The organism is Streptomyces sp. HUAS 15-9 (assembly GCF_025642155.1).
Taxonomy (GTDB): Bacteria; Actinomycetota; Actinomycetes; order Streptomycetales; family Streptomycetaceae; genus Streptomyces.
On sequence record NZ_CP106798.1, the window covers coordinates 7,786,096 to 7,801,045 of the forward strand.

Genomic DNA, 14,950 nt, shown 5'->3' on the forward strand with positions numbered 1-14,950 from the left:
CGAAAGGCCCTTCCGTGACCCCGCCCCCCGCCCGTGTCACCGCGCTCGACACCTACGACATCCGCTTCCCCACCTCGCGCGAGCTGGACGGCTCAGACGCGATGAACCCCGACCCCGACTACTCGGCGGCGTACGCCGTGCTGCGCACCGACGCGCCCGACGGACACGAGGGGCACGGGTTCACGTTCACCATCGGGCGGGGCAACGAGGTCCAGGTCGCCGCGATCGACGCACTGCGGGGCCATGTGCTCGGCCGCTCCGTGGACGACCTGTGCGACGACCCGGGCTCGCTCCACCGTGATCTGATCGGGGACAGCCAACTGCGCTGGCTCGGGCCCGAGAAGGGCGTGATGCACATGGCGATCGGGGCCCTGGTGAACGCGGTCTGGGACCTCGCGGCCAAACGCGCACGCAAGCCGCTGTGGCAACTGCTCGCCGACGCCGAACCCGAGTGGATCGTGCGCCAGATCGACTTCCGGTACATCACCGACGCGCTCACCCCCCAGCAGGCGCTGGACCTGCTGCGCCGTGGCCGGGAAGGGGCCGCGCAGCGCAGAGTCCGGCTGCTGGAGCGCGGCTTCCCCGCCTACACCACCTCCGCCGGCTGGCTCGGCTACGACGACGACAAGCTCACCCGGCTGGCCGCCCGGGCCGTCGCCGACGGCTTCCGGCAGCTCAAGCTGAAGGTGGGCGCCGACCTCGCCGACGACGTACGCCGCTGCCGGGTCGCCCGCTCGGTCGTCGGACCCGGCATCCGCCTGGCCGTCGACGCCAACCAGCGCTGGAACGTCGACGAGGCGATCCGCTGGACCAAGGCCCTCGCGGAGTTCGACCCGTACTGGATCGAGGAGCCCACCAGCCCCGACGACGTCCTCGGACACGCCGCGATCCGCGGGGCCGTCACCCCAATCAAGGTCGCCACCGGCGAGCACGTCCAGAACCGGATCGTCTTCAAGCAGATGCTCCAGGCGGGCGCTCTCGACGTGGTCCAGATCGACGCGTCCCGGGTCGGCGGCGTCAACGAGAACCTCGCCATTCTGCTGCTCGCGGCCAGGTTCGGCGTCCCCGTCTGCCCGCACGCGGGCGGCGTCGGACTGTGCGAACTCGTCCAGCACCTGGCGATGTTCGACTACCTCGCGGTCTCCGGCACCACGGACGACCGCGTCATCGAGTACGTCGACCATCTGCACGAGCACTTCCTGGCCCCGGTGGTGATCCGCCAGGGTCACTACACGGCACCCACCACGCCTGGCTTCTCGGCCACCATGCGGCCCGAGTCCATCGCGCGGTACACCTTCCCCGGCGGCACCTTCTGGGCCGCCGACCCCGACACACAGAAGGGACGGGCGGCGTGAGCGACTTCGAGGGACTGAACGCCCTGGTGACCGGCGGCGCCTCCGGGATCGGCCGGGCCACCTCCGCACTCCTGGCCGCACGCGGCGCCCGGGTCGCCGTCCTGGACGTCGACCCGTCGTCGGTGGACAAGCCACTGCTCGGCTGCCGGGCCGATGTCACCGACGACGTCTCGGTGCGCGCGGCAGTCGAGCTGGCGGCCGGGGAACTCGGTGGGCTGGACATACTCGTCAACAACGCCGGCATCGGCGCCCAGGGCACCGTCGAGGACAACGACGACGCGGAATGGCGCCGCGTCTTCGACGTCAACGTCCTCGGGATGGTCCGTACCGCCCGAGCCGCCCTCCCGCACCTGCGCCGGTCGCGGCACGCCGCGATCGTCAACACCTGCTCCATCGCCGCCACCGCCGGACTGCCCGGGCGGGCGCTCTACAGCGCCACCAAGGGCGCCGTGTACTCCCTGACCCTGGCCATGGCCGCCGACCACGTCCGCGAGGGCATCCGCGTCAACTGCGTCAACCCCGGCACCGCGGACACCCCGTGGATCGGCCGGCTGCTGGACGCGGCACCGGATCCGGCCGCCGAGCGCGCCGCACTCGAAGCCAGGCAGCCCACCGGCCGCCTCGTCTCCGCGGAAGAGGTCGCGGGCGCCATCGCCTACCTGGCGAGCCCGCTGTCCGGCGCCACCACCGGCACCGCCCTGGCCGTCGACGGCGGCATGCAGGGCCTCAGGCCGCGCCCGGCGGGCCGATGAGCGCCCTCGGCCGCAGCGGCGTCGAGGTCAGCGCGCTGGCCTTCGGTGCCGCCGGGATCGGCAACCTGTACACCGAGGTCGGCGAGGGGCAGGCGCACGAGGCGGTGGCCGCCGCCTGGCAGCGCGGCATCCGCTACTTCGACACCGCCCCGCACTACGGCCTCGGCCTGTCCGAACGACGACTGGGCGCGGCCCTTCGGAACTTCCCCCGGGCGCAGTACACGGTCTCCACGAAGGTCGGCCGCCGCCTGGAACCCGCGGACCTGCCCGGCGACGACCTGGCCAACGGCTTCGCCGTGCCCGCCACATGGCGCCGCGTGTGGGACTTCAGCGCCGACGGCATCCGCCGCACCCTGGAGGCCAGTCTGGAACGGCTCGGCCTCGACCGGGTGGACGTCGCCTACCTCCACGACCCCGACGACCACGCCGAACAGGCCTTCCGCGAGGGATACCCGGCCCTGGCGAAACTCCGGGGCGAGGGCGTGGTCGGCGCGATCGGCGCGGGCATGAACCAGACCGCGATGCTCACCCGCTTCGTCCGCGAGACCGACGTCGACGTGGTGCTGTGCGCCGGCCGCTACACCCTCCTCGACCACAGCGCGCTCACCGACCTGCTCCCGGCCGCCCGCGAACGCGGCACGTCGGTCGTCATCGGCGGCGCCTTCAACTCCGGCCTGCTGGCGGATCCACGGTCGGGAGCGACGTACGACTACGAGGCGGCGCCGCAGGAACTGCTGGACCGCGCCCTACGCCTCAAGACGATCGCCGAGCACCACGGCACCACCCTGCGTGCCGTCGCCCTCGCCTTCTGCGCCGCGCACCTGGCGATCGCGAGCGTCCTGGTCGGGGCCCGCTCGGCGTCCGAAGTCCACGACTGCGCCGACCAGTTCGAGGCCACGGTCCCGGAGGCTTGCTGGCGGGACCTCCGACAGGCGGGCCTTCTGCCGAGCGAGGAGCTGTCATGAGAGTCGCCCTGCACACGAAGGTCCGCGCGGATCGCGTGGCCGCGTACGAGGCCGCTCATCGTGAGGTTCCGGTCGAGCTCACGGATGCCATCCGGGCCGCCGGGGCCACGTCCTGGACGATCTGGCGCAGCCGTACCGATCTCTTCCACCTCCTGGAGTGCGAGGACTACGGCCGCCTCCTCGCCGAACTGGAGAAGCTGCCGGTGAATGTCACCTGGCAGATGCGGATGGCCGAACTACTCGACGTCGTGCACGACTACTCCGCCGACGGCGCGGGCGCCGGCCTGCCCGTCGTGTGGGAGCTGCCGTGATCGTCGACGCCCACCACCACGTCTGGGACCTCTCGGTCCGCGACCAGGACTGGATCAGCGGTCCCGAACTGCGGCCGCTGCGCCGGAACTTCACTCTCGCCGAACTAGCACCGCAGGCGCGTGCGGCCGGAGTCGACCGCACGGTTCTGGTCCAGACGGTCACCGTGCCCGAGGAGACCCCCGAGTTCCTCGCCCTTGCCGAGGCGCACGAGCTCGTCGGCGCGGTCGTCGGGTGGACCGATCTGACCCGCCCCGATGTCGCCGACGAACTGGCCCGGCTGCGCGAACTCACCGGCGGCCGGTACCTGAAGGGCATCCGTCACCAGGTCCAGGGCGAGTCTGACCCACAGTGGCTGTTTCGTTCGGACGTCCGCCGAGGGCTCGCCGCCGTGGCCGACGCGGGCCTGGTGTACGACCTCGTCGTACTGCCCCATCAGCTCCCCGCCTGCGCCGAGGCGGCCGCATGGCTGCCCGGGCTCACCTTCGTCCTCGACCACTTGGGCAAACCCCCCATCGCCTCGGGGGAGCCCGAGCCCTGGGCGACGGCAGTCCGTACCCTCGCCGCACTCCCCAACACGGTGGCCAAGCTCTCCGGCCTGGTCACCGAGGCCGACCACGCCTCCTGGGCGGTCGGCGACCTGCGCCCTTACACGGACGTGGCCCTGGAGGCCTTCGGCCCGCACCGCCTGATGTTCGGCTCGGACTGGCCGGTGTGCACACTGGCCGCCGGCTACGGCGAAGTGCTCATCGTCGCCGGGGAGTTGACCGCCGAGCTCAGCGAGCCGGAGCGCGCCGCCGTCCTCTCGGGCACCGCCACCCGTGTCTACCGCCTCTGAACAGTCTCGGCGAGCCGCGTCGGCGGCAGATACTCCCGCACAAACGTCCGCTCCCAGCACGCGCCCGTCTCCCGCAGCTCCCGCCAGGTCGTGTAGCGGTAGCGGAAGAGACGGGCGCGGATGTAGCGGGGCGGCTCGTCGGGCGGGAACGGCGAGCCACGCAGCAGCTTCAGCGTGTCCCGGTCGTTCTCCAGCAGCCGCTCCACCAGGCCGCCGAACCAGGACCCGGCGTACGCGGGCGAGAGCGCGGCGAACCACATCAGCCAGTCCAGCCGCAGATGGTACGGCGCGAACTGGCGCGGCCAGCGCCGTGGATCACCCGGCTTGCCCTTGAACTCGTACTCCCGCCAGCGCGCGTCCTCGTGCGGGACGTCGTCGAGCGTGCCCTCCACCACCACCTCGTAGCGGATACGGCTGACGCTGCCGAACGCGCCGTAGGTGTTCACCAGGTGCAGCGGGTCGAAGGAGCGGTTCATGACCTGGCGGCGGGAGATCATGTTCGTCACCGGGCGGTAGCTGAGCCAGACGATGAGCGCGGCCACGGCGAGGACCACGATCTCGTACCAGAGCGGCGCCGGCGGCACGGACGGCGCGGCGGCGGGGATCCGCAGCGCCGACAGGGCCAGCACGATCGTGATCCAGTTCAGCCAGGAGAAGTTGCCGGACAGCACGAGCCACAGCTGGGTGACGATCATCAGGGACGCGGCGGCCGTCGCGATCGGCTGCGGGGTGAACAGCAGGACCGGCACCACGAGCTGGGTGAAGTGGTTGGCGGCCACCTCGACGCGGTGCAACGGCTGCGGCAGATGGTGGAAGAACCAGCTCAGCGGGCCCGGCATCGGCTGGGTCTCGTGGTGGTAGTAGAGGCAGGTCAGCTTCCGCCAGCAGGCGTCGCCGCGCATCTTGATCAGACCGGCGCCGAACTCGACGCGGAACAGGATCCAGCGCAGCAGGAACAGCACCACGACCGGCGGCGCCACCTCGTCGTTGCCCACGAAGGCGCCGAGGAAGCCCACCTCCAGGAGCAGCGACTCCCAGCCGAACGCGTACCAGGTCTGGCCGACGTTGACGACCGACAGATACAGCGCCCAGGGCACCAGCCACAGCACCAGCCCGCCCCACAGGGGCAGTTGTGAGTCCAGGCCCGCGAGCAGCGCCGCCGACACGGCGCAGCCCGCCCAGCAGCAGCCCGCGAACATCCGGTCCGAGTAGTGGAGGTGGAACAGGCTGGGCGCGTCCCGGAACCGTACCCGGCGCAGAAAGTGGGGGATCGGCAGCATGCCCCGCTCGCCCAGCAGGGCGCGGAACTGCAGGGCCGCGGTCAGGAACGCGACGAGATACACGCCGGCCAGAGCCCGCTGGAAGATCAGTCGGCTCCACCAGTACTCGGGTGCGGTGAACCAGTCCACGGCCGTGCGCTCCTGCCTCCATTGTGGCGCCGCGAGCACGGCGCGCCCCACGTGCTCGTCACTGTGCGTACCGCACCGCTCCACTTGCGTGACCCAAGCGAGTGAAGCAGACAATAGTGCACGAATTGTCCCGGCTGATGTGGGAGAACGTGGTGCGGATACCCACCGGAACTGCCGTCATGGCCCCTCTGGCCTGTCTGCTCGCGGCGGCGCTCCTCGTCGTCGGATGCGCCCGCGATGGCATCAGGGTCACCGGTCCGAGCGGCGAGGTCTTCCTCCAGCCGGTCGCGGTCCAGGGACCCGACCCCTTCACCGGATCCACGGCGACCGGCGGCCCGGACTCCGCGGACCAGTTCACCCGGGCGGCGCAGTCGGGCGGCCGCATCGGGAACATCTCCGTGACCGGGAGCGGGGTGCGGTCCGTCTCCGGCGGTACGCCCGGCCTGTACGGCGGCACCGCACGGGTCGGCAGCTGCGACGTCGAGCGGCAGATCGGGTATCTGGCCGCCGACCCGGCCAGGGGCAGCGCGTTCGCCCGGGCCGAGGGCATCACCCGGAAGGCGGTACCCGGATATCTGCGCGGTCTGACGCCGGTCGTGCTGCGCGCGGACACCCGGGTCACCAATCACGGGTTCCGGGACGGGCGGGCGGCCGGATTCCAGTCCGTCCTGCAGGCCGGCACCGCCGTGCTGGTCGACGACCGCGGTGTGCCGCGCGTGCGCTGCGCCTGCGGCAACCCGCTGAAGCCGCCCACGGCGACGCACAGTGGCTCCGGCATCGGCGGGCATGTCTGGTCGGGCTACCGGCCCGGCGAGGTTATCGAGGTGACGCCGGCACCGCACGCCGTCACCAGCATCACGATCATCGACCTCGGGTCCCACGCCTGGATCGAACGCCCGATCGGCCACGACGTCCAGCACGACCACGTCGTACACCCTCCGGTGAGCGCGACACAGCCGTCGCGCACCCAGCGGCCGAAGCCGCACGAGCACGAGAACCGTCCCAGTGCCTCCCCCGGTGAGAGCGGCAGGGCGCCGGTGACCGCCCCCTCCGCGGTCCCGTCCGGCTGTGCCACCCCGACGTCCACGCGCCGCCCGGACTCCGGCGGCGCCTCGGCCCCGGTCGCCGCGGACGTCGGTGGCACCGTGGCCCCGGTACGGCCGCAGGCGCCGGGCTGCGCCACGAGGACGCCGACCGCGACCGTCCCCGGCACCCAGCAGGCTCCCGTCGGCGGCAGGCCCACCCCCGGCATCGCCAAGCCCTCCACGGACTCCACCCGGTCCGCGGCCTCCCCGGACACCGCCGACGAGACCGGCCCCGGGACCGTCCCGGACGTCCCCGACCTGTCCGACGGCGGCGGGCTCGTCCCCGACGACGGTACGACCGTCACCGGCAGCATCTTCGACAGCCCCACCGGCGTCGTCGGCGGCTGAGCCCCACCGTGTCCTCGATCCCGGTCGAAGAATCGGACGAATCCTGGCAAGGTGGCCCCATGGCTGATCAGGGGGCGACGGCCCTGTCAGTCCCGGACGACTGGCCCGCCCACCCGGATCCGATTCTCGCGCTCAACCGCATGGGCTCGTTCGACTGGGACCTGGACAACGGCCTCTTCCACATGGACGCCCAGGCCCACGAGGTGTTCGACATCCTCCCCGAGGAGTACGACGGACGCCCCGAGAGCCTGTCGCTCCGCGTGCCCCAGCCGGAGGGCAGCCGACTGGACGCCGTGGTCTCCCGGGCCATCAAGGACGGCAGCGAGAACTACGGCGCCTACTTCCGCATCCGCTGCCGCGACGGCACGCTGCGCTGGACCCACACCCAGGGCTACATCCGGCGGGACGAGACGGGCCGGCCGCGCCGGGTCATCGGCATCGTCCGGGACGCCACGCAGGAACTGCAGGACAGTGAGGCCCGCAGTCTGCGGGCGGCCCAGGACGAGGCGGTCCGCAGACAGACCAACGTCGTGCAGGTCATCACGGCGGCCCTCTCGCACGCCCACAGCGTCCAGGACGTCATCGACGTCCTCAAGGACACCCACGGTGTACGGCACCTGGGCGCGGCCAGTCTGGTCATGGGCCTGGTGGAGGCCGGGCGGATCCGGCTGGTGGCCGAGGGCCCCGAGGGCAGCTTCGTCCCCGGCACCCGGGTCACCCGGATCGACGAGCCCTACCCGATGAGCGAGGTCGTACGGACCCTCAGCCCGCGCTTCATCGAGTCCCGCGAGGAGTTCGCCCAGGGGTACCCGATCCTGTGGCCGCACATCACCGACCTGAACATCACCTCGGCCGCCTATCTGCCGCTCATCGCCCAGGGCCGCCCGATCGGCGCCATGGGCCTGCTCTACAACGACCGGCAGGGCTTCCCCGACGAGGAGCGCACCGTCATCGTCGCGCTCGGCAGCAGCATCGCGCAGAGCCTGCAGCGGGCCATGCTCTACGAGCAGGAGAAGGACCTCGCCCAGGGCCTGCAGCAGGCGATGCTGCCGCGCACCATCCCCAGCGTGCCCGGCGGCGACGTTGCCGTCCGCTACCGCTCGGCCTCAGCCGGAGGCTCCCTCGGCCGGGACATCGGCGGCGACTGGTACGACCTCATCCCGCTGCCGAGCGGCCGGGTCGGGGCCGTCATCGGCGACGTCCAGGGGCACGACACGCACGCGGCGGCCGTCATGGGCCAACTGCGCATCGTGCTGCGCGCCTACGCCGCCGAGGGCCACACCCCGGCCACCGTGATGGCCCGTGCCTCCGTCTTCCTGCACGAACTCGACACCGACCGCTTCGCCACCTGCCTGTACGCGGAGGCCGACCTGTCCACCGGCGTGGTCCAGGTGGTCCGCGCCGGTCATATCGACCCGCTGGTGCGGCGGACGGACGGCAGCTGCCACCGGGTCTCGGTGGAGGGCGGGCTGCCGCTCGGTCTTTCCGCCGAGTTCGGCCGGCTGGAGTACCCGGTCTCCACCCTCGAACTCGACCCCGGCCAGACCCTGCTGCTGTGCACCGACGGACTCGTCGAGCAGCCCGGCGCCGACCTGGACGACGGCGTTCGGACCCTCACCTCGCTGATCGCCACGGGCCCGGACGACGTACGCAGCCTCGCCAACCGGCTCATCCAGGTGGCCGAGGCGCGCGGCGGCGACGACGACGTGGCCCTGCTTCTGCTGCGCCGCCGGGTCCTGGACAGCGTGCGGACCCCCGCCCGGCTCCAGCAGCACGTGGCCCCCGGTGACCCCGAGGCGCTGACACTGGCCCGGCACATGATCCGCGCCGCGGTCCGCGCCTGGGGCGCGGGCGACCGCGCCGACGACATCGAACTGGTCGCCGACGAGCTGATCACCAACGCCCTGATGCACACGGAGGGCTCCGCGGTGGTCACCCTCAGAGTCCTCACCGGCAGCGACCGACGCCTGCGCGTGGAGGTCGAGGACACCTCCAGCGCCCTGCCACGCCGCCGCGAGGCGGGGGAGTCGGGGGTCTCCGGGCGCGGGCTGCTGCTCGTGGACATGCTCACAGACGTGTGGGGCGTGGAGGCACGGGGCGGCGGCAAATGCGTGTGGTGCGAGTTCCTGGCACCGGAGCGCGGCTGACCGGGGCGGCTTCGGATGGCACCCTGGAGCCATGCCGGAACTCCCCGAGGTGGAAGCGCTCAAGGACTTTCTGGCCGGGCAGCTGGTCGGGCACGAGGTCGTGCGGGTGCTGCCGGTCGCGGTCAGCGTGTTGAAGACGTACGACCCTCCGGTCGGCGCGTTCGAGGGCAGCGAGATCACCGCCGTGCGCCGGTACGGCAAGTTCCTCGACATCGAAGGGGACAAGGGCCTGCACTTCGTGACGCACCTGGCCCGCGCGGGCTGGCTGCAGTGGAAGGACCGGCTGCCCGACGGCCCGCCGCGCCCCGGAAAGGGCCCGCTGGCCCTGCGGGTCGCCCTGGAGACCGGTGCGGGCTTCGACCTCACCGAGGCCGGCACGCAAAAGCGCCTCGCGGTGTACGTCGTACGGGACCCGCAGGAGGTGCCCGGCGTGGCCCGCCTCGGTCCCGACCCGCTCGCCGACGACTTCGACGAGGCCCGCCTCGCCGCCCTGCTGAAGGACGAGCGGCGGCAGCTGAAGGGCGCCCTGCGCGACCAGAGCCTGATCGCGGGAGTCGGCAACGCCTACAGCGACGAGATCCTGCACGCGGCGAAGATGTCCCCGTTCAAGCTCGCCGCGTCCCTGACCCCGGAGGAGACCCGGCGACTCCACGAGGCGCTGCGCGGCACGCTTGCCGAGGCGGTCGAGCGTTCCCGGGGGCTGGCCGCCGGGAGGCTCAAGTCGGAGAAGAAGAGCGGCCTGCGCGTTCACGGCCGCACCGGTGAGCCCTGCCCGGTCTGCGGCGACACCATCCGTGAGGTCTCCTTCAGCGACTCCTCGCTCCAGTACTGCCCCACCTGCCAGACGGGCGGCAAGCCCCTGGCGGACCGCAGGATGTCCCGACTGCTGAAGTGAGCCCGCCTCACCCCTGTCGGGGCTCGATGGTCAGCAGACGCTCCCCGGTCGCGCTGCGCACCTCGTACCGGGCGATCTCTTCGGGATGCATCGCGGAGCCGCCGCGCATGGTGTTCGTCCCGGTGCCGTCGCCGCTCTCGCGCCAGCTGGTCACGATCTCCTCCGAGCCGTCGTGGCCGACGGCGACGAGGCTGCAGGAGAGCGTTCCCGTCGCGTCCTTCACCTTCAGTTCCAGCTGGCTGCCGAAGTCCGCGTCCGCGGTCCTGACCTGCGCCCACACGCCCGACTTCGCGTCGGTCGCCGCCGTGACCCGGACGGCCTGGCTGTCATGGCCGACGTAGGCGACGATCCCGGGACCGGCCACGGCGAACACCACCGAGGCGGCCAGGCCGTACAGAAAGCGCCGACGGCGCGCCCGGTGCCGTACGACCACCTCGCCGAGCAGGCGGTCCAGGAGCCGCGGGCCGGCCTGGGTCATGGGGTGCACGAAGCGCGGCGTGGCCCGCCGGTACAGCATCAACTGCCGTGTCGCAGGCCCGAATTCGGTCACGTGTGCCGCGCAGCGAGCGCACTCCATGAGGTGGTCCTCGAAGCGGAAGGCCTCCGCCTCGTCCAGCACGCCGAGCGCGTACGCGCCGACGTCGCGATGCCTTTCCAGGGACCTCATGCAGAATCCTCGTGCCGAAGGGTGTGGGTGGGGTTACTCCTTGCTCCCACCCGTACGCACCAGACAGCCGAATCACTCAAGGCACCCACAGAATCGTAATCAAGGGATTCGGAGCGGCCGGGCCCGCGGATTGGTCCTGAATCAAAAAAGATGGATCGCGAGATGTCCGAGGGGCAGTCCGAGCTGCCAGGCGGGTGTCCAGACCTTCGGTCCGTCCTCCTCGCCGACCACCGCACCGCCGCCCGGCACCGCGTCCAGGTCGGGGGCGAGCAGCTCGGTCTCCTCCAGCCAGCGCCAGGCCCCGGCCGCGAGGTCCAGGTCGGGCGACGGGGCGCCGGACTCGGCCGCGGCGGCGGCCAGCTGGGCCATCCGCTCGGCCACCCAGTCCTTCCACGGCTGGTCGTACGCCGTCAGCGAAAGCCAGGTCTCCAGCTGGGTGACGACCCGGATGCCGGAGAGCTCGCCGTCGGTGTCGGACAGGAAGACGGTCAGCGCCAGCGCGTCCCGGCCGGCCCGGAACTCGAAGGACGTCGGTGGCATCAGGTCGCCGGTGCGCAGCAGCTCGTCGGCGATGTACTCCGCGTACAACCACGCCATGGGGACGGTCAGTTCACCGCCGCCGGTGCCGTCCGTGCTCTCTTGACCTCTGTGCAGCATCCCTTCCTGCCTTCCTCCGGTGCGTGCGCGTCGCCCGAACCCGGGCCTGGGGCAGGGCCCCATCCGGAACACGGATGAAGACAGCTGATTGCTCAAACGTGGTCCTCAGCAAGGCGCTTTGCGAAGGCTTTACGGCGACCCTGGTTTCACCGCAGGTCGGCCGCGTATCCCGGAAGCACCCGGCGCAGGGCGCGCAGCGCGTAGTACGCGCGAGACTTCACCGTACCGGGCGGAATTCCCAGGGCCTGCGCGGCCTCCGCCACACTCGCCCCATGGAAATACACCAGCACCAGGACTTCACGGTGCTCGGGAGTGAGTGTCTTCACAGCCTTGCGGACGTCCAGGGCCGCGGCCGACCGTTCGGCGTGATCGGCGATCACCCGTGAGTTCTCCAGGATCGCGTCGCCCACCTCCGGCGGGCGCGCCTGCCGGGCCCGCCGCGCGTCGATGGCGAGCCGCCGTCCCACGGTCAGCAGCCAGGGCCGTACGGAGTCGAAGTCGTCGGCGCGCAGTGCCTCGGGATGCTGCCAGGCGCGTACGAAGGTCTCCTGCACGAGGTCCTCGGCGCGCTGCCGGTCGCCGTCGCACAGCCGCAGCAGCAGCGCGAACAGGGGTCGGCCGTGCTCGCGCTGCAGCGCGGCGAGCTCGTGCTCGGCGGTCGTCGTCCCAAGGGGAAGGGTGGTTCCGGCCGTCATGGCCGTATGGCATCGCAGGGCGCGCTGCCGGGACAGGGTGCGCACCGGGATCTGCGACGGACGGTCGATCGCGTCGACGAACGGTGCGACGAACGGTCCGTCAGACACGGTCCCGGACACCGGACGGGCTAATGAGACGGCCGAAGCCGTTTGCGACGGCATCCAGATTCGTACCCATGTGGCTATCGATATGACTGTCCGCTCATACGACGACTCTGGGGTGAGTTGATGATCGCACGCAGACGACAGGTGGCCCTGGCGCTGACCGCGCTCCTCGCGACGGCCGCCGCCTGCCAGGCCCAGGAGCGGCAGGCCGCCGACCCGCCCGGCCGTCCGGCGCCGGCCGCCGCCCGCGGCTTCACCCTCGTCGCCTCCGGCGACATCCTGCCGCACGCCCCGGTCATGGACCGGGCCCGCTTCGACGCCGGCGGCCAGGGCTACGACTTCCGTCCGATGCTGTCCGGGGTCCAACCGGTCGTCGCCGGCGCCGATCTGGCGCTGTGTCACATGGAGTCCGTCTACGGCGCGGGCAGTGACCGCACCGGCTACCCGGCCTTCACCTATCCGCCGGAAGTCGCCCTCGGCCTCGTCGCCACCGGCTACGACAGCTGCTCCACCGCCTCCGACCACGCGCTGGACGACGGCGCCGCCGGGATCGGCCGCACCCTGGACGCCCTGGACCGGGCGGGCGTGCGGCACGCCGGAACGGCACGCACCGAGAGCGAGGCGCGCACTTCCACGATCATGCCCGCGGGTTCGGCCAAGGTCGCCCACCTGTCGTACACCTACGACACGAACGGCCTCGCGCTCCCGCCGAACCAGCCCTGGGCCCTCAACCTGATCGACGAGCGCCGGATCGTCTCCGACGCCCGGGCCGCGCGGCAGGCGGGCGCCGATGTGGTGGTCGTCTCCCTGAACTGGGGCGCCGAATGGCGGGAGGACCCCGACGACCAGCAGGTCACCCTGGCCAAGCGGCTCACCGCCTCGAACACCGGCGGCCGCCCCGACATCGACCTGATCCTCGGCAGCCACGCCCGCCTCCCGCAGCCCTACGAGAAGGTCAACGGAACCTGGGTGGCCTACGGTCTGGGCGACCAGGTCGTAGGCGATCTGCGCAACGGCCAGGGAGCCCTGGATCTGCACGGCAACCAGTCCACGCTCGGCCGCTTCACCTTCGCCCCGCCCACCCGGCCCGGCGGCCGCTGGGAGGTGACCAGGGCCGAGTTCATCCCGGAGCTCTACGACCTCGACGCCGGCCGTGTCGTCAACCTCGACGCGGCCATCGCGCAGGGCGCCGAACTGACCGGAGTGCGCGACCGGATCCGCGATGTCGTCCTCAGCCGGGGTGCCGCCAAGGACGGCCTGATCATGGGTCAGTGACGCGGTGCCCCGCGGTGGTCAGCGTTCGGCGAGCTTCGACCGCTTGTACGAGTAACCGAAGTAGATCACGCACCCGACCACGAACCACACGGCGAACCGCACCCACGTCTGCCACTTCAGGAACGTGATCAGCCAGATCGAGAAGACGACACCCAGCGCCGGCACGAACGGCATCCACGGCGTACGGAAGGCGCGCGGCAGCTCCGGCTGCCGGTAGCGCAGCACGATCACCGCCGTGCACACCACCACGAACGCCAGCAGGATGCCGATGTTGGTGAGTTCGGCCGCCTCGCCGATCGGCACGAACCCGGCGAGCACGGCCGACGCGAAGCCGACGATCCAGGTGACGCGCGTCGGCACATGCCGCGTCGGGTGCGTCTTCGCGAACCACGCGGGCAGCAGCCCGTCCCGCGACATCGAGAACCACACCCGGGTCACACCCAGCATGAACGTGAACATCACGGTGAGGATGCCGATGATCGCGCCCACCGCGATCACGTCCGCGAGCGCGCTCAGGCCCACCGACTTGAACGCCGACGAGAAGCCGCTCTCCGGGTCGATCTCCGTGTACTTCTGCATGCCGGTCAGCACCAGACAGGCCGCCACGTACAGCACCATCGAGATCGCGAGCGAGTAGATGATCGCCTTCGGCATGTGCCGCGCGGCGTCCTTCGACTCCTCGGCCGCGGTCGACATGGCGTCGTACCCGAAGACCGCGAAGAACACCGTCGCCGCACCCGTGAACACCCCGCTGATGCCGAACGGGAAGAACGGGTGGTAGTTCGCCTTGTTGATGTGGAACACACCCACGCCGATCACCACCAGCACCACCAGCACCTTCAGCGCCACCACGAACGTCTCGAAGCGGGCCGCGCTGCGGATGCCCTGGTTCAGCAGCCAGGCGATGAGCAGACACAGGACCGCCGCGAACAGATCGACCCGGTGCCCGTGCCCGGTCCCCGGCGCGCCCAGCATCCACGCGGGCAGGTGCGCGCCCATGTCCTCGACCAGGAACCCGAAGTACCCGGAGATGCCGATCGCGACCACCGCCACGATCGCCGTGTACTCAAGCAGCAGGTCCCAGCCGATGAACCAGCCCGCGAACTCGCCGAGCACCGCGTACCCATAGGTGTAGGCCGAGCCCGCCTTCGGGATGAGCCCGGCGAACTCGGCGTACGACAGCGCGGCCGCCGCGCTCGCCACACCGGCGATGAGGAATGAGATCACCACCGCGGGTCCGGCGACGCCGTTGGCCACCGTGCCCGCGAGCGTGAAGATGCCCGCGCCGATGATGCCGCCGATACCGATCGCGGTCAGCTGCCACAGGCCGAGCGCCCGGTCGAGCCGGGGGCCCGCGCTGATCTCCGTCTCCTCGATGTGTTCGATGGGTTTGCGCCGGAGAATGCCTTCACCCATGCGCACCTTGGCCATCTGGCTCACCTCTTCGC

14 protein-coding genes are annotated in these 14,950 nt (G+C 71.5%); 9 read left to right on the forward strand and 5 right to left on the reverse strand.

The window, feature by feature from the left end; translation table 11 throughout:
* Positions 1–14 precede the first annotated feature (14 nt).
* The 5 genes from N8I87_RS35470 to N8I87_RS35490 are packed head-to-tail and all read left to right on the forward strand — an operon-like array spanning position 15 to position 4,219.
* Positions 15–1,355 carry an L-fuconate dehydratase gene (locus N8I87_RS35470; protein ID WP_263214908.1) on the forward strand — a complete coding sequence of 447 codons (1,341 nt, stop codon included), beginning with the start codon at positions 15–17 and terminating at the stop codon, positions 1,353–1,355.
* The gene (locus N8I87_RS35475) at positions 1,352–2,107 is read left to right on the forward strand and encodes an SDR family NAD(P)-dependent oxidoreductase (RefSeq protein WP_263214909.1); all 756 of its coding nucleotides are present in this window, start codon (positions 1,352–1,354) and stop codon (positions 2,105–2,107) included. Before N8I87_RS35470 ends, N8I87_RS35475 begins: the two co-directional genes overlap by 4 nt.
* Positions 2,104–3,072 carry an aldo/keto reductase gene (locus tag N8I87_RS35480; RefSeq protein ID WP_263214911.1) on the forward strand — a complete coding sequence of 323 codons (969 nt, stop codon included), beginning with the start codon at positions 2,104–2,106 and terminating at the stop codon, positions 3,070–3,072. The genes N8I87_RS35475 and N8I87_RS35480 overlap by 4 nt, the downstream gene beginning before the upstream one ends.
* A complete protein-coding gene (locus N8I87_RS35485; protein ID WP_263214912.1) occupies positions 3,069–3,383 on the forward strand; it encodes an L-rhamnose mutarotase in 315 nt (104 codons plus the stop codon). The genes N8I87_RS35480 and N8I87_RS35485 overlap by 4 nt, the downstream gene beginning before the upstream one ends.
* Complete coding sequence (locus N8I87_RS35490) at positions 3,380–4,219, forward strand: amidohydrolase family protein (protein ID WP_263214914.1); 840 nt, start codon at positions 3,380–3,382, stop codon at positions 4,217–4,219. Before N8I87_RS35485 ends, N8I87_RS35490 begins: the two co-directional genes overlap by 4 nt.
* Here the strand turns inward: N8I87_RS35490 and N8I87_RS35495 are convergent.
* A complete protein-coding gene (locus N8I87_RS35495) occupies positions 4,207–5,628 on the reverse strand; it encodes a lipase maturation factor family protein (protein WP_263214916.1) in 1,422 nt (473 codons plus the stop codon). The genes N8I87_RS35490 and N8I87_RS35495 overlap by 13 nt on opposite strands.
* 101 nt (positions 5,629–5,729) lie before the next feature.
* On the opposite strand from N8I87_RS35495, the gene N8I87_RS35500 reads away from it, so the two are divergent.
* From N8I87_RS35500 to N8I87_RS35510, 3 genes are read left to right on the forward strand one after another with little or no spacing between them, the layout of a single operon-like run.
* A complete protein-coding gene (locus N8I87_RS35500) occupies positions 5,730–7,061 on the forward strand; it encodes a DUF6777 domain-containing protein (RefSeq protein WP_263214917.1) in 1,332 nt (443 codons plus the stop codon).
* A 59-nt stretch (positions 7,062–7,120) separates the two neighbouring features.
* The gene (locus N8I87_RS35505; protein WP_263214918.1) at positions 7,121–9,208 is read left to right on the forward strand and encodes a SpoIIE family protein phosphatase; all 2,088 of its coding nucleotides are present in this window, start codon (positions 7,121–7,123) and stop codon (positions 9,206–9,208) included.
* A gap of 31 nt (positions 9,209–9,239) precedes the next feature.
* Positions 9,240–10,103 carry an Fpg/Nei family DNA glycosylase gene (locus N8I87_RS35510; RefSeq protein WP_263214920.1) on the forward strand — a complete coding sequence of 288 codons (864 nt, stop codon included), beginning with the start codon at positions 9,240–9,242 and terminating at the stop codon, positions 10,101–10,103.
* Positions 10,104–10,110: 7 nt separating this feature from the next.
* Here the strand turns inward: N8I87_RS35510 and N8I87_RS35515 are convergent, their stop codons facing one another.
* The 3 genes from N8I87_RS35515 to N8I87_RS35525 all read right to left on the reverse strand — a co-directional run bounded on the left by N8I87_RS35515 (position 10,111) and on the right by N8I87_RS35525 (position 12,122).
* Positions 10,111–10,770, reverse strand: coding sequence for a zf-HC2 domain-containing protein (locus N8I87_RS35515; protein ID WP_263214921.1), 660 nt, complete (start codon positions 10,768–10,770; stop codon positions 10,111–10,113).
* 141 nt (positions 10,771–10,911) lie between these two features.
* Positions 10,912–11,427 (reverse strand): hypothetical protein, encoded by a 516-nt coding sequence (locus N8I87_RS35520; RefSeq protein ID WP_263214923.1) that lies wholly within the window; start codon positions 11,425–11,427, stop codon positions 10,912–10,914.
* 146 nt (positions 11,428–11,573) lie between these two features.
* On the reverse strand, positions 11,574–12,122 hold the full coding sequence (locus N8I87_RS35525; protein ID WP_263216821.1) for a sigma-70 family RNA polymerase sigma factor: 549 nt from the start codon (positions 12,120–12,122) through the stop codon (positions 11,574–11,576).
* 228 nt (positions 12,123–12,350) lie between these two features.
* On the opposite strand from N8I87_RS35525, the gene N8I87_RS35530 reads away from it, so the two are divergent.
* Complete coding sequence (locus tag N8I87_RS35530) at positions 12,351–13,502, forward strand: CapA family protein (RefSeq protein WP_263214924.1); 1,152 nt, start codon at positions 12,351–12,353, stop codon at positions 13,500–13,502.
* 18 nt (positions 13,503–13,520) lie between these two features.
* Here the strand turns inward: N8I87_RS35530 and N8I87_RS35535 are convergent, their stop codons facing one another.
* Positions 13,521–14,933 (reverse strand): amino acid permease, encoded by a 1,413-nt coding sequence (locus tag N8I87_RS35535; protein WP_263216823.1) that lies wholly within the window; start codon positions 14,931–14,933, stop codon positions 13,521–13,523.
* Positions 14,934–14,950 lie beyond the last annotated feature (17 nt).